Annotated in this window: 21 protein-coding genes; 4 read left to right on the top strand and 17 right to left on the bottom strand. The window is 46.7% G+C overall.

Features of this window, described 5'->3' with window-relative positions:
* Positions 1-133: 133 nt before the first annotated feature.
* The 15 genes from HUJ19_RS11115 to ndhC all read right to left on the bottom strand — a co-directional run bounded on the left by HUJ19_RS11115 (position 134) and on the right by ndhC (position 15587).
* Complete coding sequence (locus HUJ19_RS11115) at positions 134-994, bottom strand: GIY-YIG nuclease family protein (protein ID WP_290624268.1); 861 nt, start codon at positions 992-994, stop codon at positions 134-136.
* 16 nt (positions 995-1010) lie between these two features.
* Positions 1011-2441 carry an NADH-quinone oxidoreductase subunit NuoN gene (gene nuoN, locus HUJ19_RS11120; protein ID WP_290624269.1) on the bottom strand — a complete coding sequence of 477 codons (1431 nt, stop codon included), beginning with the start codon at positions 2439-2441 and terminating at the stop codon, positions 1011-1013.
* Positions 2438-3955 carry an NADH-quinone oxidoreductase subunit M gene (locus tag HUJ19_RS11125; protein ID WP_290624270.1) on the bottom strand — a complete coding sequence of 506 codons (1518 nt, stop codon included), beginning with the start codon at positions 3953-3955 and terminating at the stop codon, positions 2438-2440. Before HUJ19_RS11125 ends, nuoN begins: the two co-directional genes overlap by 4 nt.
* A 64-nt stretch (positions 3956-4019) precedes the next feature.
* The gene (gene nuoL / locus HUJ19_RS11130) at positions 4020-6038 is read right to left on the bottom strand and encodes an NADH-quinone oxidoreductase subunit L (RefSeq protein ID WP_290624271.1); all 2019 of its coding nucleotides are present in this window, start codon (positions 6036-6038) and stop codon (positions 4020-4022) included.
* Positions 6038-6340 (bottom strand): NADH-quinone oxidoreductase subunit NuoK, encoded by a 303-nt coding sequence (gene nuoK, locus HUJ19_RS11135; protein WP_290624272.1) that lies wholly within the window; start codon positions 6338-6340, stop codon positions 6038-6040. Before nuoK ends, nuoL begins: the two co-directional genes overlap by 1 nt.
* Positions 6337-7017 (bottom strand): NADH-quinone oxidoreductase subunit J, encoded by a 681-nt coding sequence (locus HUJ19_RS11140; protein ID WP_290624273.1) that lies wholly within the window; start codon positions 7015-7017, stop codon positions 6337-6339. Before HUJ19_RS11140 ends, nuoK begins: the two co-directional genes overlap by 4 nt.
* Positions 7018-7070: 53 nt before the next feature.
* Positions 7071-7562 carry an NADH-quinone oxidoreductase subunit NuoI gene (gene nuoI / locus HUJ19_RS11145; protein ID WP_290624274.1) on the bottom strand — a complete coding sequence of 164 codons (492 nt, stop codon included), beginning with the start codon at positions 7560-7562 and terminating at the stop codon, positions 7071-7073.
* Positions 7559-8599: an NADH-quinone oxidoreductase subunit NuoH gene (nuoH, locus tag HUJ19_RS11150; protein ID WP_290624275.1), complete on the bottom strand. Its 1041-nt coding sequence runs from the start codon at positions 8597-8599 to the stop codon at positions 7559-7561. The genes nuoI and nuoH overlap by 4 nt, the downstream gene beginning before the upstream one ends.
* Positions 8599-10842 carry an NADH-quinone oxidoreductase subunit NuoG gene (nuoG, locus tag HUJ19_RS11155; RefSeq protein WP_290624276.1) on the bottom strand — a complete coding sequence of 748 codons (2244 nt, stop codon included), beginning with the start codon at positions 10840-10842 and terminating at the stop codon, positions 8599-8601. The genes nuoH and nuoG overlap by 1 nt, the downstream gene beginning before the upstream one ends.
* 17 nt (positions 10843-10859) lie before the next feature.
* Positions 10860-12155: an NADH-quinone oxidoreductase subunit NuoF gene (gene nuoF / locus HUJ19_RS11160; RefSeq protein ID WP_290624277.1), complete on the bottom strand. Its 1296-nt coding sequence runs from the start codon at positions 12153-12155 to the stop codon at positions 10860-10862.
* Between the two features lie 13 nt (positions 12156-12168).
* Positions 12169-12663, bottom strand: a complete 495-nt coding sequence (gene nuoE, locus HUJ19_RS11165; protein WP_290624278.1) for an NADH-quinone oxidoreductase subunit NuoE — start codon at positions 12661-12663, stop codon at positions 12169-12171.
* Between the two features lie 2 nt (positions 12664-12665).
* Complete coding sequence (locus HUJ19_RS11170; protein WP_290624279.1) at positions 12666-13919, bottom strand: NADH-quinone oxidoreductase subunit D; 1254 nt, start codon at positions 13917-13919, stop codon at positions 12666-12668.
* Positions 13912-14607, bottom strand: a complete 696-nt coding sequence (locus HUJ19_RS11175) for an NADH-quinone oxidoreductase subunit C (RefSeq protein WP_290624280.1) — start codon at positions 14605-14607, stop codon at positions 13912-13914. The genes HUJ19_RS11170 and HUJ19_RS11175 overlap by 8 nt, the downstream gene beginning before the upstream one ends.
* Positions 14600-15145 carry an NADH-quinone oxidoreductase subunit B family protein gene (locus HUJ19_RS11180; protein ID WP_290624281.1) on the bottom strand — a complete coding sequence of 182 codons (546 nt, stop codon included), beginning with the start codon at positions 15143-15145 and terminating at the stop codon, positions 14600-14602. The genes HUJ19_RS11175 and HUJ19_RS11180 overlap by 8 nt, the downstream gene beginning before the upstream one ends.
* 85 nt (positions 15146-15230) lie before the next feature.
* Positions 15231-15587, bottom strand: coding sequence for an NADH-quinone oxidoreductase subunit A (gene ndhC / locus HUJ19_RS11185; RefSeq protein ID WP_106645842.1), 357 nt, complete (start codon positions 15585-15587; stop codon positions 15231-15233).
* Between the two features lie 230 nt (positions 15588-15817).
* Between ndhC and HUJ19_RS11190 the strand changes: the two genes are divergently transcribed.
* The 4 genes from HUJ19_RS11190 (at position 15818) to HUJ19_RS11205 (ending at position 21067) form a co-directional block, all read left to right on the top strand.
* Positions 15818-17107, top strand: coding sequence for an HD-GYP domain-containing protein (locus HUJ19_RS11190; RefSeq protein ID WP_290624282.1), 1290 nt, complete (start codon positions 15818-15820; stop codon positions 17105-17107).
* A 93-nt stretch (positions 17108-17200) separates the two neighbouring features.
* The gene (locus HUJ19_RS11195; protein ID WP_290624283.1) at positions 17201-18562 is read left to right on the top strand and encodes an HD-GYP domain-containing protein; all 1362 of its coding nucleotides are present in this window, start codon (positions 17201-17203) and stop codon (positions 18560-18562) included.
* A 107-nt stretch (positions 18563-18669) separates the two neighbouring features.
* Positions 18670-19983 (top strand): HD-GYP domain-containing protein, encoded by a 1314-nt coding sequence (locus tag HUJ19_RS11200; RefSeq protein WP_290624284.1) that lies wholly within the window; start codon positions 18670-18672, stop codon positions 19981-19983.
* Between the two features lie 82 nt (positions 19984-20065).
* Complete coding sequence (locus tag HUJ19_RS11205) at positions 20066-21067, top strand: alpha/beta fold hydrolase (RefSeq protein ID WP_290624285.1); 1002 nt, start codon at positions 20066-20068, stop codon at positions 21065-21067.
* A gap of 7 nt (positions 21068-21074) precedes the next feature.
* Here the strand turns inward: HUJ19_RS11205 and HUJ19_RS11210 are convergent, their stop codons facing one another.
* Positions 21075-21536, bottom strand: coding sequence for a pyrimidine dimer DNA glycosylase/endonuclease V (locus HUJ19_RS11210; protein ID WP_290624286.1), 462 nt, complete (start codon positions 21534-21536; stop codon positions 21075-21077).
* A 111-nt stretch (positions 21537-21647) separates the two neighbouring features.
* A complete protein-coding gene (locus tag HUJ19_RS11215; protein ID WP_290624287.1) occupies positions 21648-22520 on the bottom strand; it encodes a cytochrome c oxidase subunit 3 in 873 nt (290 codons plus the stop codon).
* Positions 22521-22534: the final 14 nt, after the last annotated feature.

Genomic DNA, 22534 nt, shown 5'->3' on the forward strand with positions numbered 1-22534 from the left:
CAACGACCTTCGGGTTATGAGCCCGACGAGCTACCAGGCTGCTCCACCCCGCATCGACAGAGCGGCATTATACGCATTTAATGTATTTTGACAAGAGGGAAAATTAAGTAAATTAATTTTATGTTGTTATCAGCTACTTATTATCATTAAGACCAAACTTACCATAAGTCATTAGCACCCTTTTCCAGTACGACTCTCGGCTAATGATATGATGCTCACTATCTCTACTAGATGCCTGCTCTAACAGACTGAAGACAAAATTCTTTCTTGCATACTCGACCCCATCATCTTGTTTTGATAGAAGTTTTCTTATCAATTTGTTACCTCCATGCCCTCCTGTGTTAAAGTAATTTGACCATCTAGACCAAATTCCATTCTCACCTGATGCAGAGCCAACATAACGAAGGCCCGATTCAACATCAGAAATTAAATATACTCCTTTACAATTTGCCAAGGCAGCAAACCAGTCAGCTTTTAGATCCCTCCATATTTTTTCCAAAGTACTATAACTATGATTTATCAGATAATAACCTGGAAAATCCTCCCCAGCATATTGCTCAGGTAAAATCTCAGAGATTGCCATATCAGATAATATACTTTCAGGTTTTCTTCCTTTTGCCCTTGCATCCTTCTCCCAATGCACTACCAAACGGCCTACTAATGAATCTAATTCATCAGAATGAACGACTTTATACATTACCCCGCTTCTACCTTTATATAATCCTTTTTTATATTCTAGTACCCTAAATAACCCACCAAACAGCCATTTTCCTGGCTCTGCTGGTAGTTCAATTAATGAAAATACAAAATCCCTATTCCAACAATGATTGGAGTGAAAGCCTCCATTCCATCTATCCTGCCAATCTAAAAAGCTATTTGTAAATACATCTATAGGTCTTTCATTTCCTGATTTTTGGGCTATATGAATCTTAATATTCTGCCAATCTAGCTCGGGGAATAGTCTTTCTAAAGGAATTCTATTACTTGTATTCATTTCTACATATATAGAGTTATAAGTATTGAAAAGCCTGACGGCAGACTTCCAGCAGCTGCGCAGGGAACAGGCCGAGAGCGACCACTGTAACCCCAGTTATGCCCAGCGCCAGACGTAAACCACGTTCCGCTTTGACCTTGGTTTCTGCTTCTGGTGGATCAAAGAATATGACTTTGACCACTTTCAGGTAATAGAAAAGCCCCACGATTGACATTGCTGCTGCCAATATGGCCAACCAGACTAAATTAGCTTCCAGCACAGCGCGAATCACTTCGAGTTTAGCCCAGAAACCAACAAACGGTGGTAGTCCAGCCATTGACAGAAACAGGAAGCTGATGAGCAGGCCGCCCCAGGGATTGCGTTGCCCCAGTCCTTTTAGATCGCTAATTAGACTGACTTCCTGCTTGCCTTTGGCAAGATAAATCAAACAACCGAATCCGCCCAGGGACATGATGGCGTAAGTGATTATATAGAAGAAAGCAGCGGAATAGCCGACACCATTACCAGCGATAATACCCAGCAGGAAATAGCCGACATGGGCTATTGCCGAATAAGCCAATAGCCGTTTGATATTGTCCTGAGCCAGCGCCACCAGATTACCGATAACTATCGACAGGGTTGCCATGATGATCAACATGCCCTGCCAATCAATTAGCACTTTCTCAAACCCGTAACCTAATATACGGATAACCAAGGCAAAAGCGGCGATTTTCGGCGCAGAGGCGATAAAAGCGGTAACCGAGGTTGGAGCGCCGTGATAGACATCCGGAACCCACATCTGGAATGGTACCGCCCCAAACTTAAAGGCCATGGCCACCACCATGAAGACTAGACCAAAGCGCAGGGTCAGACTCGCTTCGGCCGTTTCTAAATACTGAGCGATATCGGTGATATGGATTTTGCCGGTAACACCATAAACCATCGACATGCCGTATAACAGGAAGCCGCTGGCGATAGCACCCATCACAAAATATTTTACGGCGGCTTCGGAGGAAAGTGTCGAGTGTCTATGCATGGCCACCAGCGCGTAAAGGCTCAGTGACAATAATTCAAGACCTAAATACAGCGTTAATAAACTGCCTCCTCCTGCCAGCACCATCATGCCGATCACGGCAAACAGATGCAGGATAAAGTATTCACCGCGTAAGATAGGCCGCTGCAAAATATAAGGCCGAGCAAACATCATGGCGATCATAGTCAAGGCAATGACACTAACTTTAACTGTGGCAGCCATAGGGTCGAGGATGAAGTGCCGCTGATAGAGGTGATACTGCAAATCCGGGAACTGAGCAATGACTATGACACCGGTTATCAACAGACTCAGTTGGGCCAGGCGATAGGTCTGTAATCGATCGAAATCCTTTGCAAAGACATCTACGATTAACAGAATACAGGTCGCGGTTAATAAAAATAGTTCCGGCAACATCGGCATCAAATCAACGCTCATTCCAGGCCTCCGATTTTTGTCAAGGTTGCGGATTCAATAATTTTCTCCAGGCTAGGCTGCATAATCTCAATTAATGGTTGTGGATAGACTCCAAGCGCAATAATCAAGATTGCCAAAGTAAACAACACCAGACGTTCGCGCTTGGTAACGTCTTCCAGACGCGCAACAGTTTCATTAACCGGTTTGCCAAAGATAACGCGTTTATAAACCCACAGGCTATAGGCTGCTGCTAGGATCAGAGTCAAAGCGGCCACCATTGAAATCCGCCAGTCAGCCTGGAAAGAAGCAATAATGACAAAGAATTCACCGACAAAACCCGAAGTGCCCGGCAGGCCAGCATTAGCCAGAATAAACAGCATCAGTAGCGATGCGAAAATCGGCATTGAATTAACAACACCACCATAATCGGCAATCTCTCGGCTATGCATACGGTCATATAAAACACCAATCGAGAAGAATAAAGCGCCGGAAACCAGTCCATGCGAAATCATTTGCACCATCGCGCCCTGCAACGCCATAGACTGTGCCTGAGAAGCAGTCAGATAGACGATGATAAAGGTACCGAGCGTCACAAAGCCCATATGCGCAATCGACGAATAGGCGATCAGCTTTTTCATGTCTTTCTGTGCCAGCGCTACCAGTCCGATATAGACAATTGCAATTAACGAGAACAGGATCAGCCAGTAGGCATATTCCGCTACCGCATCAGGCGTAATCGGCAGGCTGAATCTCAAGAAACCATAGCCACCCATTTTTAGCATGATGGCAGCCAGAATCACCGAGCCTCCTGTCGGTGCCTCAACGTGCGCATCCGGTAACCAGGTGTGTACTGGGAACATCGGAATTTTTACTGCAAAAGCCAGCAGGAAAGCAAAGAAAATCCACTTCTGTTCGGTCAGTGATAAGGGCAGCTGTTGCAACTTGCTGATGGCGAAACTATCAGCCTCACGCCCCATATAGATAAGCGCCACCAGCATGAAGATTGAGCCGAAAAAGGTAAACAGAAAGAACTTCACGGTTGCATAAATGCGGTTTGGCCCACCCCAGATACCGATCAGGAGGAACATAGGGATCAGCATGGCTTCCCAGAATACATAAAACAGAATGGCGTCCTGCGCGGCAAATACCCCATTCATCAAACCGGTCATCATCAATACCGCAGCAAAGTATTGCGACTGGCGCTTCTTGATCGCGCTGGTGGCACTAATCAACACCAGCAAACCAATCAAACTGGTCAATACAATCAGCGGTAGGGAAATGCCATCAATAGCCAGGTCATAGCGAATATTAAGCGAAGGGATCCAGCGAGCCGTTTCGGCGAATTGCATCTCTGCGGTGTCGGTGGCAAAAGCCCAGGCTAACCAGCAACTGAGCAGCAAGGTTATGATGCCAAGCAGAATACCGACGCGCTGACTGACCGCCAGTAAACGATCGCCAGGACCAAACATGATCACCAGACCACCGATAACCGGCATCCAGATCAACAAACTGAGGATGGGGAGTTGTTCTAACATAATCAGTTATTCTTCATCCTTCGTAGTATTCGGTACCTTAAATTCAGCACATCAATTCTCATCATTAATTTCTCAGTATCAGCCATAGCAATAAGGCCACCAAACCGAGCACCATCACCAGCGCGTAGTGGTATAAATAGCCTGTCTGTAACTTACGTAGCTTTTGCCCGATTCGACCCAACGTCTGAGCACCACTGTTGACGATACCATCATCAATTACCGCCTTATCGCCGTACTGCCAGAGCATGTCGCCCAGCGAATAAGAACCTTTGGCAAAGACCTTCTGGTAAACCTCGTCAAAGAAATACTTGCGCTGCAATAATCGATTGATGGGTGTTAACATTTTGCCTACCGCGACACCCCAGCCAGGCTTGAACCAGATAAAAATGAGCGCTGTAACAACACCCGCCAACATCAGCCAGAACACTGGTGTCATAAATCCATGCATCGCAAAGCTCATTGCGCCAGTAAATTCTTCACGGAAAGCCTGCATGGTGTCATGACTGGTTAACACCATTAATGACTCAGCAAAATAATCACCATCCAGCATCGGCTGAGTCATAAACCAGCCAATCATCAATGATGGTACAGCCAGGGCTATCAAAGGCCAGGTAATAACCCGCGGTGATTCGGTTAACTGACTCAGATGCTGCTCATCAAGCGTGCTTTTGCCATGAAACACTACCAGTAACATTCGAATACTATAAAGAGCGGTAATCACCACTCCGGCCATTACCGCAAAATAGGCAAAACTGGCAGCCGGCCCCTGAGCCTGCCCTGCCGCCATGATGATGGCATCTTTTGAATAAAAGCCTGCGAAAAATGGAGTCCCTATCAGGGCAAGCGTTCCGATTAAAGTCGTCCAGTAGGTCAATGGCAATCTTTTATAGAGCCCTCCCATTTTGCGAATATTCTGCTCATGATGCAGCGCCACGATCACCGAGCCAGCACCGAGGAATAGCAATGCCTTGAAGAAGGCATGAGTAAACAGGTGGAAAATAGCAGCTGAATAAGCCGAAACGCCAAGCGCCACCACCATGTAACCCAATTGCGACAAGGTGGAATAAGCAATGATGCGCTTGATATCGTTCTGCACTATCGCCACCAGCCCCATAAACAGCGCCGTGATTGCACCGATAACGGTCACCACCATCAAGGCAGTTTCGGAGAACTCAAACAGCGGCGACATTCGCGCCACCATAAAGACACCGGCAGTAACCATGGTTGCTGCATGAATCAGTGCAGAAATTGGCGTTGGACCTTCCATCGAATCCGGCAACCAGACATGCAATGGCACCTGTGCTGACTTGCCCATGGCACCGATAAACAGACAAATACAGATAAAGGTGATGATTGGCCAAGTGGTATCGCCCCAGGCCACAAAACTACCATCAAGACTCATCAGTCCCAGCGCATTTTCAGCACTGCGCTCACTGATCTGCATGATTTCTTCGGCCTGGCCCATGGTTTTAAAGATCGGCGCATAATCAAAAGTACCGAACAATAGGAAGATGGCGCCAATACCGAGAATAAAGCCAAAATCGCCGACACGGTTGACCAGAAAGGCTTTCATATTGGCAAAAATCGCGCTTTCCTTCTGGTACCAAAAACCAATTAATAGATAGGACACCAGGCCAACCGCTTCCCAACCAAAGAACAGTTGCAGGAAGTTATTGGCCATGACCAGCATCAGCATCGAGAAAGTAAACAGTGATAAGTAGCTGAAAAAGCGCTGATAGCCATCGTCATCATGCATATAACCAATCGAATAGATATGCACCATCAGACTGACGAAAGTGACCACCACCATCATCAGCGCACTTAAGCTATCAATCATAAAACCAATCTGGATGGATAAGTCTGCGAAGCTTGCCCAGTTATAGACAGTGATATCAACAGGCGTCGCATTACCGTAGAGATAACCCCAAAATATTCTCAGCGATAGAATAAATGAAACAGCAACCCCAACAATCGTTAAACGATGAGTTAAACGCTTACCCAGCCGCTTGCCCAGCAGGCCCGCCAGTATCGCCCCAAGCAATGGCGCTAATACGATAACTAATAGCTGGGTTTGCATACTCATCAGCCTTTTAACTCCCTAAGCTCTTCCACATCGATGTCTTTGTTACTACGGAACAGCACCACCAGAATGGCCAGACCGATCGCCGCCTCCGCAGCGGCTACCGTTAAGATAAAGAATACGAAAATCTGCCCAACTTCATCGTTCAAATAACGCGAGAAAGCAATAAAGTTGGTATTTACTGCCAACAACATCAACTCGATACACATCAACAGGGTGATGACATTTTTACGATTGATGATGATTCCAATCACACTGATTGCAAACAGAATTGCGCTGACCATCAAGTAATGAGTCAAGCTCATGAAGTTTCTCCCTTTGTCTGGTCTCTGTTTTTACCCGCTGCCTTCTCCGAATCATCAGTTTCCGACTCGTCATCCTGAGCCACTTCTGCGTCCATCTTAATAATGTGCAATCGCTCATCCTTACTCGCTCTATGCTGGCTCGGAACGCTTTGTCCTCGACGTTCGCGACGCCCGCGGAAAGTAAGCGATATAGCTGCCACAATGGAAACCAGCAGAATAACCCCGGCAATTTCAAAGGCATAAAAGTAATCGGTATAAAGTAGCAGGCCCAGCGTTTCAACATTGCTATGGTCCGCTGCATGTTTAGCGGGCTCTGGCATGGCTTCCAGCCCAAACACTTCGCCGCGCAGCACCCAATACAGGCCAATCAGCAAACCTATCGCAACCAAGATTCCCAACGGAACGTAGCGCGTAAAACCCTGTTTCAGGCTGGCAAAATCCACATCGAGCATCATTACCACAAACAGGAACAGCACCATCACGGCACCGACGTAGACCAGAACCAAAGCTACCGCCAGAAACTCAGCTTCCAGCAACATCCACAATACCGCCGCGGAGAAAAAGGTCAGCACGAGACATAACACCGCCTGCACCGAGTTGCGCACAGTCACAACGCCCAGCGCTGACAATATGGTCAGGGTGGCGAAGACATAAAATACAATTTGCTCAACGGTCATAGCTGCTCTTTATGCTGTTTCTATTAGTAGCCACTTTTCTAAACACCAGTCTGTTAGCGATATTTGGCATCTTTTTCTCGGTCCTCGGCAATCATGGCTTCATAACGATCACCAATCGCCAACAACTGCTCCTTGGTTAAGATATTGTCACCGCGTTTCTCAAAGTGATAATCAAATATTCGGGTTTCCACAATGGAATCCACCGGGCAGGACTCTTCACAAAAGCCGCAGTAGATACACTTAAACATATCAATCTCGTAACGCGTGGTACGGCGCGTACCATCGCTTTCACGCGGCCCCGCTTCAATCGTTATCGCGGCGGCGGGGCAAACCGCTTCGCACAACTTACAGGCGATACAACGTTCTTCCCCATTGGGGTAACGACGTAACGCATGCAGGCCTCTGAAACGTGGTGACTGCGGCGTTTTTTCCTCTGGATACTGCACCGTCACTTTGCGCTTACGCAAGTGTGCCCAGGTGATCCTTAAGCCGCGAATCAGCTCGGTAAGGAAGTAACTACGGAACCAGCGACGCATCCTGCTCATAAGACACCTCGCCCAGTGAACCAGGGGCCAACTCCGGCTTTAATCATAAAGGTCAAAACGATCAGCCAGACTACGGTTACCGGAATAAACACTTTCCAGCCAAGGCGCATGACCTGGTCATATCGGTAGCGTGGGAAGGTCGCGCGTAACCAGATCATCATAAACAGGAACCAGGCCGCCTTGATAAGTAACCAGGCGGTTCCTGGAATCCAGTCTGTCGCCGCTTCAAAATAAGGAATTCCCATAAAGGGATTGAGCCAGCCGCCGAAGAAAAACAAGGCGGTCAGCACAGAAATCAGAATCATGTTGGCGTATTCGGCGAGGAAAAACAGGGCAAAGCCAATGCCAGCATATTCCACATGAAAACCGGCCACAATTTCCGACTCGCCTTCAGGCAAATCAAACGGCGCGCGATTGGTTTCGGCAACTCCGGAAATCCAGTACACCGCCAAAATCGGCAGTAACGGAATCCAGTACCAGTGCCAGAATGGCCCTTCCTGCGCCTTGACAATTTCACCAAGATTCATCGAGCCCGATGCCATCAGCACCGCTACCAGTGCAAAACCCATAGCAATTTCATAGGATACGATTTGCGAGGCAGAACGTAACGAACCTAAAAGCGCATATTTTGAATTAGAAGCCCAGCCCGCAATAATCACGCCATACACTGCAATCGACGTCATCGCCAAAATATATAGCAAGCCCACATTGATGTCGGCCAACACCAGCTCAGCATTAAACGGAATCACTGCCCAGGCGGCAAATGATGGAGCAATAAATAGAACTGGGGCAATCAGGAATAATAGTTTATTAGCACCGGAAGGAATGACGATTTCCTTCATCAGTAATTTGATAACGTCAGCTATTGGCTGTAGCCAGCCTTTAGGTCCAACGCGATTCGGCCCGAGCCGCAACTGCATATAGCCAATCAATTTTCGTTCGGCAAAAGTGGTATAGGCAACCGCCAAAATTAATGGCAATAAAATCAGACTGATCTTAAAGCCAATCCAGAGTCCGTCTAAAATCATATCGATCATCAGACGCCCCCCAGAATGTTGTGGAAAGGACTGAGTTTTGGACGTTTTAACCCTTCTTTGCCTTCGGCAAGAGCTGATTTTTGCAGAGCCTTGGCACGACGCGTCCAGCAGTCAACCTGATAGATATTAAGCGGTTCGGGACAATGACCATCCGTTGGCAAGCCTTCTGGGCATTGCCAGCGAGCTTTAATTCGATCGCCCACCGCGCCCATGCGACCTTTAACTTCCTGCATCACATCCTGTGCCGACACATAATCAAAATTCTTCAGTTCCAACAGATTGCCCATCACTCGCAACACCTTCCAGGCTGGCTTGGCCTGACCTGGCGCATTGACGCAGGCATTAAAGTCCTGCCAATGACCATTCACATTGACATAAGAACCAGGGCTTTCGAGGAAGGTCGCAATCGGCAATATCACATCGGCATATTCAAAGGCCTCATCATCGGTATAGCTGGTCAGCGCCACGACAAATTCGCTAGCCTGAAGAGCAGCCTTTGCCTGCTCAGCATTAACCGTTTCTTTGCCAATTTCTGTTTTCAATAGAATAAATGCTTTCTTGCCTTCGGCCAGCATTTGCTGGGCAGTCTGGCCACCCTCTTCCACATCCGCACCACCGGGGCCACGATGTGGAATGGCACCAGCCAGATAGGCTCCGGCACTGTTACCACCGTGTGTCATAATGCCGAAGGTTGCGCCCGATAGTCCGGCAATGGCGCGACACAGCATTCGTAAAGCGGCCGCATGACTAAACTCTAATGCTGCTAAACCTAAGACCACGCCAGAATGTTCAGCTTTCTGTAGCATCTTGGCGATATTAATGTGCGACTGATCGACTTTAATCTCAGCCAGCAACTCGTCCAGCCCCTCATAACCAAGACTGTCTGCTGAGACGTCTTCCGAGCTCATAGCCTCATCCAGCAGATACTTGGCAACGCCAGCAACCTGCTGTAACCAGTCTGCTGGCGTCGCTTCAATTTCATGCAACACATTAAAGTTGTTATAAACTTTTCGTGCATTGATGATAGCAATCTGGCCGTGGCGAGTTGCTTTGCGAACGCGCAGCGCAGCCAGCGGCTGGTCTTTACGTAAATCACTGCCGACCAGTAAGCAGGCATCCAAAGCCTCAAGCTCTGACAGCTCAATACTGAGTTCTGGGAACAACGATTCATTATCCTGCATTGAGTAATCGCTGATGCGAATGCGGTGATCAATGTTGTTTGAGCCAAGGCCTCGTATCAGTTTCTGCAGCAGGTACATTTCTTCAGTGGTCGCGCTTGGGCTACTGATCGCTCCGATATGCTCAGCGCCATCAGTCTGTACAATCATATTCAACTTGCTGGCGACTCTGTCCAGCGCCGTTTCCCAGTCAGTAGCCTGCCACTCACCATTGACTTTCATCATAGGTTCAAGCAATCGATGGTTACGATTATCTGGCATGGTTACCGCTTCATACGAATAGCGATCACGATCAGCAAGCCAGACCTCATTGACCGCCTCATTTTCTTTTGGCACCACTCGAATAACCATATTGCGATGAGTATGCACATGCAGATTTGCGCCAATACAGTCATGGGGCGATACTGAGTCATGCTGGGTCATTTCCCAAGCTCGCGCACGATAACGCGAAGGCTTGGCAGTCAGTGCACCGACCGGACATAGGTCAATAATGTTGCCCGATACTTCGGAATCCACTGACTTTTCAATAAAAGTGGTGATTTCCATATGCTCACCACGACCGGTGGCACCTATTTCACGAATACCCGCAATTTCACGGCCAAAACGCACGCAGCGTGTGCAATGAATGCAGCGCGTCATATCGGTTTCAATTAAGGGACCAATATCTTTATCAACAACCGCCCGTTTTCCTTCACAGAAACGCGAGACATCACGGCCATAACCCATGGCCAGATCCTGTAGCTCACATTCACCACCTTGATCGCAGATAGGACAATCCAGCGGATGATTAATCAGTAAAAACTCCATTACGGACTTCTGTCCGTTCTCGGCCAGATCAGATTGTGTCTTTACAACCATTCCATCAGATATAGGAGTGGCACAGGCTGGCAATGGCTTTTTTACACCTTCTACTTCCACCAGACACATACGGCAGTTAGCAGCGATGGACAGTTTTTTGTGATAGCAAAAACGAGGAATGGTGATGCCATTGGCATCAGCCACTTCGATAATCATTGAGCCTTCTTCGGCTTCAATTTTTCGACCGTCCACTTCAATCGAAATCATAAAATCATCGTGCCTCGTTATTCATTAACTGCTTTTTTTGCGGTGTCTTCTTGCTGTTCAACCGCTTGCTGAATTTTCGCTTCAAACTCATGCTTGAAGTGTTTAATAAAACTTTGAACTGGCATCGCCGCGGCATCGCCCAACGCGCAAATGGTACGTCCCATAATATTGCCGGCAATTTCATCCAGATCTTTGAGATCACTTTCTTTGCCCTGACCGTTCGCAATGCGATGAATCATGCGCGACATCCAGCCGGTACCTTCGCGACAAGGTGTGCATTGCCCGCAAGATTCTTCGTAATAGAAATGGGCAATTCGGCCAAGCACCTCAACCATATCCGTATCTTCATCCATAATGATGACAGCACCCGAACCCAGCATCGAACCAGCTTTGCCAATTGCATCATAATCCATGGTCAGTTCCATCATCACATCAGCGGGCAACACCGGCGCACTGGAGCCTCCGGGAATGACGGCTTTTAACTTTTTACCATCCTTCATGCCGCCAGCCATTTCCAATAAATCCTTGAACGGCGTGCCCAGGCCAATTTCATAATTGCCGGGCTTGTTAACGTGGCCTGACACTGAAAAGATTTTGGTGCCGCCATTATTTTCTTTGCCCAGCTCTAAAAACCATTTGCCACCCTTGTCTAATATCACGGGCACCGAAGCAAAACTTTCGGTGTTATTAACATTGGTGGGGCGACCAAACAGACCGTAATTAGCCGGGAATGGCGGTTTAAAACGTGGCTGGCCTTTTTTACCTTCGAGCGATTCAAGTAGCGCGGTTTCTTCGCCACAAATATAGGCTCCGGCACCGATGTGGCTGTGCAAATCAAAGTCGACGCCTGAACCTAAAATATCCTTGCCTAACAATCCCGCTTTATAGGCTTCTTCCAGCGCCTGTTCAAAGCGCTCAATGGGTTCGTAAAACTCGCCACGCATATAGTTATAACCAACCGTAGCGCCCATCACATAACCGCCAATCGCCATACCTTCAATCAGCTGATGCGGATTAAAGCGCAAAATGTCTCGGTCCTTGAAAGTACCTGGCTCACCTTCGTCGGAATTACAAACTACATACTTCTGACCGGGTGCGTGACGCGGCATAAAGCTCCACTTTAAACCGGTCGGGAATCCTGCCCCACCACGACCGCGTAGGGCGGACAGTTTTAACTCTTCAATAATTTCTTCCGGTGGCGTTTTTTCTGCCAGAATTTTGCGCCAGATACGGTAGCCGCCCGCTGACTCATAGGTCTTCAGCGTCCAGGGCTTATCCAGGTGCAATGTTCTAAAACAGACTTCGTTTGCCATTAATTAACAATTCCTAACTCAGATCGCGGATGAGATCCGCCATCTTTTCTACGGTTAAATTTTCGTGGTACTGTTTATCCACTTCTAACATAGGCGCGCCACCACAGGCAGCCATGCATTCCACTTCTTTTAAAGTGATTCGGCCATCATCAGTGGTCTGGCCCGGCTCAATACCGAGTTCGTCCTTAAACCATTGCTTGAGTGCTTTGCTTCCGGCGAGCATGCAGGACACATTAGTGCATAAAGACACCACGTGCTTGCCGCTCGGTTCCAGTCGAAACATGGAGTAAAAAGTCGCCACTTCATAGGCGCCAATATGTGGAATCTCCAGATAGTCGGCCACCGCATCCATTGCTTCGCGACTTAAATAACCCAACTCTTCCTGCACTATGGTAAACACAGGAATGATCGCTGAACGCTTTCGTTCAGTGGGGTACTTGGCTATCCAACGGTCAATCTGTTTGATTGACTCCGCGGATACCATTTGAGTTAAGTCATTAGCGCTCATGGTTATCGATCAATCTCTCCGAATACGATGTCCTGGGTACCAATTATCGCTACCACATCGGCCAGCATATGCCCCGCTGCCATTTCGTTCATGGCGCTTAAATGAGCAAAGCCTGCTGCACGAATTTTGACGCGATAAGGTTTGTTGGCACCATCGGACACCAGATAGACACCAAACTCACCTTTTGGGTGTTCTACCGCAGCGTAAACCTCGCCTTCCGGCACACAATATCCTTCGGTAAATAATTTAAAGTGATGGATCAGTGATTCCATATCATGCTTCATGGTCTCGCGATCCGGCGGTGTCACCTTATGATTTTCTAACATGATTGGGCCGGGGTTTTCACACAACCACTGCACACACTGACGAATAATCTTATTTGACTGGCGCATTTCTTCGATACGCACCAGATAACGGTCATAGCAGTCGCCAGTTTTGCCAATCGGAATATCGAAATCCATTCGGTCATAAACTTCGTAGGGCTGCTTTTTTCGCAGATCCCAGGCAATGCCCGATCCACGCAACATAGGCCCGCTAAAGCCCAATTGAAGGGCACGCTCAGGACTCACTACGCCAATACCAACGGTACGTTGTTTCCAGATCCGGTTTTCGGTTAGCAGGGCCTCATATTCATCAACCCGCTGCGGAAAAGTTTCAGTAAAGTCCCAAATAAAATCCAGCATTGAGCCCTGGCGATTGGCATTAAGTTCTTCGGCCTTTTGCTCGCTGGTAAAGGGCGATACCTTGTACTGCGGCATTTCATCAGGCAGATCCCGGTAGACACCACCCGGCCTGAAATAGGTTGCGTGCATCCGAGCGCCGCTGACTGCTTCATAACAATCCATCAGCGTTTCACGTTCGCGAAAGGCATAGAGGAAAACTGTCATGGCTCCGATATCCAGAGCATGCGCGCCAAGCCACATCAGATGGTTCAAGATACGAGTAATTTCCGAGAACATGACGCGAATGTATTGCGCTCTTTCTGGCGGCTTAATGCCCATCAGCTTCTCGATCGCCAATACATAGGAATGTTCATTGCACATCATGGATACATAATCGAGTCGATCCATGTAGCCAATGCTTTGATTGAAAGGTTTGCTTTCAGCCAGTTTTTCAGTAGCGCGATGAAGCAACCCCACATGCGGGTCGGCCCGGACGACTGTTTCGCCATCCATTTCCAGGATCAGACGCAATACGCCGTGCGCCGCAGGGTGCTGAGGACCAAAGTTAATGGTGTAATTACGAATTTCAGCCACGTTTGCCTCCTTGTTCAGGACTGCTCACGTAGATAGTAGGATCTTTTTCTTTGCGAATAACTCGCGGGACCAGCACTCGCGGCTCGATGGAAACCGGCTCATAGACACAGCGCTTCTGCTTGGCGTCATAACGTAATTCAACATTGCCTATCAGCGGAAAATCTTTGCGGAAAGGATGGCCGATAAAACCATAGTCCGTCAGAATTCTTCGTAAATCCGGATGACCTTCAAATAGAATGCCAAACAGATCAAACGCCTCACGTTCATACCAGTTAGCACTGTTCCAGACATTGACCACCGACGGCAACATGGGACGGTTTTCTTTAACAAAACATTTAACTCTTATTCGACGGTTATGAATAATTGACAGTAAGTGATAAACCACCGCAAAACGTTCACGTTGCCACTCCTGATGAACTGGCGAGGATGTAGCCTCCCGTGCGCGACCAAAGCCGGTTCCGGTAGCTTCTGTAGTCGCCCATTCGTCCTGACCATAGGTCATGTAGTCAACCACGGTCAGATCTATCAGCTGCTCAAATTTCAGATCATCGTGATCGCGCAACTCTTTCGCAACATCGCTCAGATCATCTTTAGCAACCTCAATGGTCACCTCACCGAACGCTTTGTCACAGGCAATCAGCTTGTCACCAAAAATCTCGCCGAGTGTGTTCACTAATGATTTAGCCAAGCGACACCTCTTGCTGTTCTGTTTTAGCCGAGTCATCCACTGCTTCAGCATTTGCCAAGGAACGCGGAATCACTTTTTGACGACGAATCTTGTTTTGCAGTTGTATGATGCCGTATAACAAAGCCTCCGCGCTGGGCGGACAGCCTGGTACATAAATATCGACAGGAATAATGCGGTCACAGCCGCGAACCACTGAATAGGAATAATGGTAATAGCCGCCACCATTGGCGCAAGAGCCCATGGAGATCACCCACTTGGGATCAGGCATCTGGTCGTAAACTCGGCGCAGCGCTGGCGCCATTTTATTGGTCAGAGTACCAGCCACAATCATCACATCGGACTGGCGTGGACTTGGTCTGAAAATCACACCAAAGCGATCCATATCGTAACGCGCAGCACCAGCATGCATCATTTCTACCGCACAACAGGCCAGGCCAAAAGTCACCGGCCACATTGAGCCTGTACGCGCCCAGTCAAAGAGCTCTTTGATACTGGTCGTGACAAATCCATCACCCTGTAATTGCTGTTCCAGTCCCATTGCTGTACCTATTGATGAGTATTCACACTTTGAACACGTATCGTTTTAACTCGATTAGCCGCATCGTCCATTAGCATCTCAACCGCTACTCCCACTCCAGAGCACCTTTTTTCCACTCGTAAGCGAAACCAATCAACAATAATAATAAAAAGACGCCCATGCTGATCACGCCAAACCATCCCAAATCATCGAAAACCACCGCCCAGGGAAATAAGAAAGCAATTTCCAGATCGAAAATGATGAACAGAATGGCGACCAGATAAAATCGCACATCAAATTTCATTCGCGAATCTTCAAAGGCATCAAAGCCACATTCAAAAGCAGTTTCTTTTGCGGGATCAGGATTGGTTGGGCTGGCAAAATATCCGACTAGTAGCAAACCTGCGCCGAATAACAGCCCAATGATGATAAAAACGAGGATTGGTGCATATTGTTCAATCATAAATTTATGAGTCTCATGCGCGCCCTGTTTCCTTATTTATCAATAAGTTTTTACTTATTTTTGGAATACCTTACCAGCAGTTCAGGGATTTGGCTAGCCCCTCAATCCCTGTCTATCTGACCCACTTATAGGCATTACAACACAAAGTTACAAAAATGCGCTATAGAAGGCTTTGCTATTTAAAGGAATTATTTTAGTATGGATTCATATGACTCAAGTGATGTATCTCAATGATTTTTAAACGTAGCAAGAAAGAGCAAGACGATACTTCAACCAAGCAGGATTCTGACATCAAGCGCAAGAAGCGCACTCGCTTGGTCAAAATCAAGATCCCTGTTGACGAACTGACCCTTGGCATGCAGATTGCCGAGCTTGATCGTCCGTGGACGGAAGTTCCGGTATTGTTTCAGGGGTTTCCACTACAGAATCAGGAAGATCTGGATACGCTTGCAGTCTACTGTAATCATGTCTATGTCGAACTAGATGAAGACTACTGGGAAACTATTAAACACGATTACCCAAGTGCAGAATATAAGAAGTCCCGCTCAGAAGCTGAGGAAGCACATCATAGCCTCCACCAAGAGCTTCCACGCGCTGAACGTATTTTCAAAGCATCGAAAGAAAGCATCAAGAATCTGCTGGATGCAGTAAAGAATAATAAAGCTATTGATATTGAAGAGTCCAAGCAACTGGTTTCTGAATGTGTGACCAGTATTTTGGCCAACCCCAACGCCATGTTCTGGTTGTCGCGAATCAAGGACAGCGACGAATATACTTCTGAACACTGCCTCCGGGTTAGCATCATGGCCATTGCCTTTGGCCAGATGCTCGGCTTTAGTCATCAGGAGCTAGAAACGATCGGCATGTGTGGCTTGCTGCACGATGTCGGCAAGATGAAAATACCGCCTGAAATTCTGAATAAACCAGGGCCACTTAGTGATGATGAATTCAAAGTCATGAAAGAGCATACGGTGCTTGGTTATATTTTCTTAAAACAACATGGCGGCTTTGATCAAATTGTGGCTGATGTTGCGCATGCCCACCACGAAAGAGTTGATGGCAAGGGTTATCCGCAACGTCTTGAAAGTGAACGTATAGGTATGTACCCCAAAATCATTGGCATCATTGATGCTTATGATGCCATTACCAGTGACCGTACTTTCCGCGACGGTCTGGCGCCGCTTGAGGCGCTTGGTATCCTGTTTAAGGAACGCGGCACTCATTTTGATGCTGAACTGGTCGAAAAGTTTATTCAGATGGTCGGTATCTATCCGCCTGGAAGTCTGGTTGAAATGACCAATGGTGAAACCGGTATCGTACTGGCAGCCAACCCCGATCAAAAACTGAAACCCAAAATCGAAATCATTCTTGATGCAGAAGGCAAATTCCGCCGTCCTATCGTGATTGATTTAACTAAGGAACAATACGATCAGGACAATAAGTTATACGCTATTAAAAGACCACTTCGTGATAGTGCCAGAGATATAAACCTCGAGGACTTTATCCGCGGTAATGGCTAAGTTCCTATTTTATCAGGGATAATCAAAGTTCAAATATCACTTGCACCCTCCTTTATAACAGAATAGTATAAAAATTCGACACAAGGAGGTTGCATGAAATTCTTGGATAGAATTACCCAGTGGATGGGAATACGCAAGAGTAGCAAATCCCACACTGGTTACCCCGACCAGAAGTCTTCAGATTCTTCAAGAATTTTTCCAGACAGTTCCCTGCGAAAGCTTGAAAAAAAGAGGCTCAAGGTTACCGATTTGCAAATTGGCATGACGGTTGTTGAGCTAGACAGGCCCTGGACCGATATCCCAGTCGACTTTCAGGAGATCACTATCAACACTCGCAGTGATATTGCCTTACTACAACAATATTGCGATGAAGTGTATGTGGACTATATTTCCTACACCAGTGTTACTTCCGATAATCTGTTCCACAACAAAAACGCTCACACCTTATCTTCTAATAAACTAATTAATGCCCAGCAAACCAGCATGGCACTCAAAGCCGAGCTACCCAGAGCTAAAAAAGCTTTTGACCGCAGTTTAGGATATATCCACAAGCTGCTTAAGGATGTGGCACAGTCCAGTGAGATTGATGTGCTGGCTGCCAGAGAAGTAGTGGCGGACTGCGTTGACAGTATCTTACGCAATGATACTGCCATGTTCTGGCTGACTAAAATTAAGAACCAGGATGACTATACCGCTGAGCATTGCCTGCGCGTAGGCATTCTTGCGATTACTTTTGGCAAATATCTGCAGCTTGGTCGGGTGCAGATGGAACTTTTAGGATTATGCGGAATCTTGCACGATGTCGGCAAAATGCAGATCCCAAATCATATCCTCAACAAAACTACGCCGCTGACCCAGGAAGAATTCAACATCATAAAACAGCACACCAGCCTTGGTTATCAGTACCTTTCCTCCCATGGTGATATCGATCCTCTGGTCCAGCAAGCGGCACATAATCACCATGAGCATATTAATGGTAATGGCTACCCACGCCAGCTTTCGGAAGAGGAGCTTTCTTTGTATGATCGCCTGATAGCGATTGTTGATAGCTACGATGCCATGACCAGTGACCGTTGTTACCGTCTTGGCATGCCAGCCTCCCAGGCAGTATCAATCCTTTACAATGAACAGCACCAGCATTATGACAGCCAACTGGTACAACTCTTTATTCAAATGGTCGGCATCTACCCAGTGGGCAGTCTGGTAAAGATGAACAATGGTCAAATAGCCGTTGTACTTTCAACCAACGAGGATCATAAACTCGAACCAGTGGTTGAGTTACTAACCGACCCCTACAGAAGATTAATCCAACCCGTAGCAGTCGATCTGTCCAAGCATGTCACTGACTCTTTTGGTCACTTTCTCAAAATTAAACGCTCGCTAGCCGATCATGAGGTAGACTTTGACTTAAAAGCAGTATTATTGCGCTCTTCATCATCCAGCCAAGTTGCATAGCTTTATTACCAATGACGGCTAACTTCTGACCGATTATTTTTTAATCAGTCCTGCTTGTCATTTACTCGCCTTACGTACTATTATGTGCTGATAGGGAGTGAAGAAGTATGAATGTATTAGGATTTTTCGGTATTAAGTCAAACCGTGCAAAAAGCACGGATAATCAAGCTGTTAGGCGACCTAAAAATAAGCTTGTTACTGAAAAGGTAGTCGAAAAACGTAAAATTCCAGCTTCTCGTTTGCGAGTGGGCATGACCGTTATTGAACTTGATCGGCCCTGGACAGAAGTCCCGGTCATGTTTCAAGAGCTGAAAATATCCAACCAGAACGAAATCAATCTTCTTCAAAAGTACTGTCAGCATGTGTTCATTGATGCTGAATCCTACCGCACCTATTACAAGACCATCGTCGACTTTGATAACCGCAAAGTACTCTACCCTAAGCTTGATTTAAGACCTAACGAAGCCAGCCAAAACCTCAGACAGGAACTTAAAAAGGTCAAAACCACATTTGATCGTTCCTATTCCCATATCTATCAGCTGATGCGCGACGTGCAAAGAGACAGCCAAATTGATATAGAAGGCTCCAAAGAGCTGGTGTCAAATACCGTTGACAGCATTTTACGCAATGAAACCGCCATGTTCTGGCTTTCGAAAATTAAACATCAGGACGAATATACCTCTGAGCACTGTGTCCGCGTTGGTATTCTGGCCATTGCTTTTGGCAAGTACTTGCAGTTGCCTCGTGAAAGCTTGGAAGCTCTGGGTATGTGTGGCATGTTGCATGATGTCGGAAAAATGAAAGTGCCTCAGGAAATCCTCAATAAACCAGCCTCCTTAAGCCCTGAAGAGTTTGCCGAAGTTCAGAAACATACTTTGTTGGGATATGACTTCCTTAAAAAACATGGCGGTATTGACGAACAAATCTGTAAGGTCGCCATGAATCATCATGAACGCATGAATGGTGATGGTTACCCGCATAAAGCCGAATCTCAGCGCTTGTCGCTCTATGATCGGATTATCGCTATCGTCGATAGCTATGATGCCATGACCAGTGATCGCTGCTACCACAAAGGCATTCCTGCCAGCCAGGCACTTTCTGTGCTGTATAAGGAGCAGACCAATCACTATGATGCAGAACTGGTGCAGCAGTTTATTCAAATGGTTGGGATTTATCCGGTGGGTAGTCTTGTTGAAATGAATAACGGCCAATTGGGCATTATTCTCTCTATCAATGAGGATCATAAGCTTGAACCTGTGGTCGAGTTACTGACCGATACAGAAGGTAATCGCATTCAACCAGTCGCTACCGACCTGTCACGTCACCCTGCAGATTCAGATGGCAATGTATTACGAATCCAACGCTCTCTGTCTGATTCTGAAGCCGATTTCTGTTACGAATCCTATATCAAAGCGATTTGATAGTTTCAGCCTATCGATGTTTCCATGACATTGAAGCCTTTTTCTCATATCCTAGCGGCAGACCTTAACTTAACACTATGTCATGCAAGCAGAATCACATAAGATCCAACCCAATAAGGTGAACTACACAGCTCCTGGCTGGGCTCGTAATCAGCACGTTCAATCTCTCCTCGCAACGGTTAAACTCCGTCGCCGTTTCGTGCAGAAGCGCGCAAAAGCAATGCTCGATGCGTCCGAGGAAGTCATTATAGAGTGCGATGACGGCATAAAACTGCAGAGTTACTATTCACAGGCAGCTAAAGATGCACCATTAGTGGTGCTGATCCATGGCTGGGAAGGCAGTCATCAATCGCTGTACCTATTATCCTGCGCCAGCACCTTATTCGATAACGGCTATAACGTCATTCGTTTAAATCTGCGCGATCATGGTGACAGCCACCACCTCAATCAGGAGCTGTTTCACTCCAACCGACTGGCTGAAGTGGTAAATGCAGTGAAGAAAATTGAGGACCAATACCAACCGAGCAAGCTGTTTCTTGCAGGCTTTTCGCTTGGTGGCAATTTTGCCTTGCGAGTTGCCAACCGTGCTCATCAGCATAATATTTCTATTGAAAAATGTGTCGCCGTCTGCCCTGCACTGGATCCGAAAGATATTCTCGAAAAACTCGAGAATGGTTTGTCCGTTTATATCAAATATTTCATGTATAAATGGAAACGCTCGCTACGAAAAAAGCAGGATCTGTTTCCGCATCTATATGATATTGAAGAATCCCTGCAAACCGACTCCATGCGCGAATTAACTGAAGAGCTAGTTAATTATTATGGTGAATATGACAGTATTAACGCCTATTTTGATGGTTACGATATCACTGGCGATTACTTAAATTCTCTCGACATCAACACCAGCATTCTGTTGGCCAAAGATGATCCCATTATTGATTATCGAGCTATCTATACTCTACCAGCTAAACCCAATATTGCTTACTATCTGTCAGAGCATGGCGGTCATTGCGGCTTTATCAAGAACCGTAAACTGCACAGCTGGCTGGACGATTTTTTATTGCAGGAGCTTGAGTCCACATAAGTTCTTCTCAAAGCCACAAAGGTATCGGGCGCCTGCTCCATTTAGCAAAACCCATTTTTTCAGCACGATAAAACTGGCGATAGGCGCTAACAGCGTCACCTATAACCTTATATTGCTCAGGCATAGCCTGAGCAAATTCGGTCAAACCCACATCCTCATATTTCATCTCCACTATCACATCCAGCACACTCATCGACTTGTGGTCCTTATCTTTGTTAAACCGATAGCGGTACTCTTTATTGAGTTCGCGGGTAAGCTCTGTAAGCCAAACAAAATTACTATAGGATTGCTCAACCCAAAGTACACATGGATGTTTGATATGAGTTGATTTATAAGGCGTGGAAAACCCTTTTTTGTTCAGTGCGGTACATAATAATTGCACACTTTCCAGAATCATTTTGACCACGTGCTGATCACAATGGTATTGCGCACATAATTCAATTTCGTTATCCAATACAAAAATATTCATCACAGTCTACTGATACAATCAAGCCTTCCTAATTGTCCCTTGTAGCTTGTGAATTTTGCATAAAAAAACCGCCAGTCAAGGCGGTTTTCTTATATCCAACTGTTACTCTGCTTATAGTATATAAACAAAGATAAACAGGAATACCCAGACCACGTCTACGAAGTGCCAGTACCAGGCACCTGCTTCATAGGCAAAGTGATCTTGCGGGGTAAAGTGACCTTTCGCACAGCGAATCGTCAACACAATCAAGAAAATCGTACCGACAGTTACATGTAAGCCGTGGAAACCGGTCAGCATAAAGAAGGTCGAGCCATAAATACCGCTACCCAACGTCAAGCCCATCTCTGTGTAGGCATGAATGTATTCCCAGATCTGAAGACCCATGAAGATCACACCCAAGGCTGCGGTAATTGCAGTAAACAGGATTAAAGTTTGACGATTCTTTTCAACCAATGCATGGTGCGCAATGGTCAATGTAAATGAAGAGAATAAAAGAATCGCTGTATTGATTGCGGGTAAGCCCCAGGCACCCATACCTGTTGTGGTTTCGCCACCAGGCGTTTTCTCCATTGGCCAGTTCGGGATAAACTCAGGCCATAGGAACTCATGGGTTGCTGCGTTGTTGCTCGAACCGCCTAACCACTCCATTACTAATATACGAACGTAGAATAGTGCACCAAAGAAGGCAGCAAAGAACATCACTTCTGAGGTGATGAACCACATCATGCCCTGACGGAATGAACGACTCATTTGCGCGCTGTAAAGTCCGTCCATTGATTCGCGGATAGTAGCTGCCCACCAGGTTGACAACATATAAACCATTACCGCTAAACCGACCCATAAAACCCAAGATAGTGAGCCACCTTGAACCATATGGCCTGCACCAAAAGCAGTTAGAAACAAGCCAATTGAACCAATAAACGGCAGCTTGCTCTGCTCTGGAACATAATACTTTTCGTATTCTGTATTTGTTTGTTCACTCATCGTATGTCTCCGTT

The organism is Kangiella sp. (genome assembly GCF_014762745.1).
Lineage (GTDB): Bacteria > Pseudomonadota > Gammaproteobacteria > Enterobacterales > Kangiellaceae > Kangiella.

What these genes read in the sequence shown, in the direction of transcription:
- HUJ19_RS11115 (WP_290624268.1), bottom strand. Translation starts at nt 994, where the DNA reads ATGAATACAAGTAATAGAATTCCTTTAGAAAGACTATTCCCCGAGCTA.
- nuoN (WP_290624269.1), bottom strand. Translation starts at nt 2,441, where the DNA reads ATGAGCGTTGATTTGATGCCGATGTTGCCGGAACTATTTTTATTAACC.
- HUJ19_RS11125 (WP_290624270.1), bottom strand. Translation starts at nt 3,955, where the DNA reads ATGTTAGAACAACTCCCCATCCTCAGTTTGTTGATCTGGATGCCGGTT.
- nuoL (WP_290624271.1), bottom strand. Translation starts at nt 6,038, where the DNA reads ATGAGTATGCAAACCCAGCTATTAGTTATCGTATTAGCGCCATTGCTT.
- nuoK (WP_290624272.1), bottom strand. Translation starts at nt 6,340, where the DNA reads ATGAGCTTGACTCATTACTTGATGGTCAGCGCAATTCTGTTTGCAATC.
- HUJ19_RS11140 (WP_290624273.1), bottom strand. Translation starts at nt 7,017, where the DNA reads ATGACCGTTGAGCAAATTGTATTTTATGTCTTCGCCACCCTGACCATA.
- nuoI (WP_290624274.1), bottom strand. Translation starts at nt 7,562, where the DNA reads ATGAGCAGGATGCGTCGCTGGTTCCGTAGTTACTTCCTTACCGAGCTG.
- nuoH (WP_290624275.1), bottom strand. Translation starts at nt 8,599, where the DNA reads ATGATCGATATGATTTTAGACGGACTCTGGATTGGCTTTAAGATCAGT.
- nuoG (WP_290624276.1), bottom strand. Translation starts at nt 10,842, where the DNA reads ATGATTTCGATTGAAGTGGACGGTCGAAAAATTGAAGCCGAAGAAGGC.
- nuoF (WP_290624277.1), bottom strand. Translation starts at nt 12,155, where the DNA reads ATGGCAAACGAAGTCTGTTTTAGAACATTGCACCTGGATAAGCCCTGG.
- nuoE (WP_290624278.1), bottom strand. Translation starts at nt 12,663, where the DNA reads ATGAGCGCTAATGACTTAACTCAAATGGTATCCGCGGAGTCAATCAAA.
- HUJ19_RS11180 (WP_290624281.1), bottom strand. Translation starts at nt 15,145, where the DNA reads ATGGGACTGGAACAGCAATTACAGGGTGATGGATTTGTCACGACCAGT.
- ndhC (WP_106645842.1), bottom strand. Translation starts at nt 15,587, where the DNA reads ATGATTGAACAATATGCACCAATCCTCGTTTTTATCATCATTGGGCTG.
- HUJ19_RS11190 (WP_290624282.1), top strand. Translation starts at nt 15,818, where the DNA reads ATGATTTTTAAACGTAGCAAGAAAGAGCAAGACGATACTTCAACCAAG.
- HUJ19_RS11195 (WP_290624283.1), top strand. Translation starts at nt 17,201, where the DNA reads ATGAAATTCTTGGATAGAATTACCCAGTGGATGGGAATACGCAAGAGT.
- HUJ19_RS11200 (WP_290624284.1), top strand. Translation starts at nt 18,670, where the DNA reads ATGAATGTATTAGGATTTTTCGGTATTAAGTCAAACCGTGCAAAAAGC.
- HUJ19_RS11205 (WP_290624285.1), top strand. Translation starts at nt 20,066, where the DNA reads ATGCAAGCAGAATCACATAAGATCCAACCCAATAAGGTGAACTACACA.
- HUJ19_RS11210 (WP_290624286.1), bottom strand. Translation starts at nt 21,536, where the DNA reads ATGAATATTTTTGTATTGGATAACGAAATTGAATTATGTGCGCAATAC.
- HUJ19_RS11215 (WP_290624287.1), bottom strand. Translation starts at nt 22,520, where the DNA reads ATGAGTGAACAAACAAATACAGAATACGAAAAGTATTATGTTCCAGAG.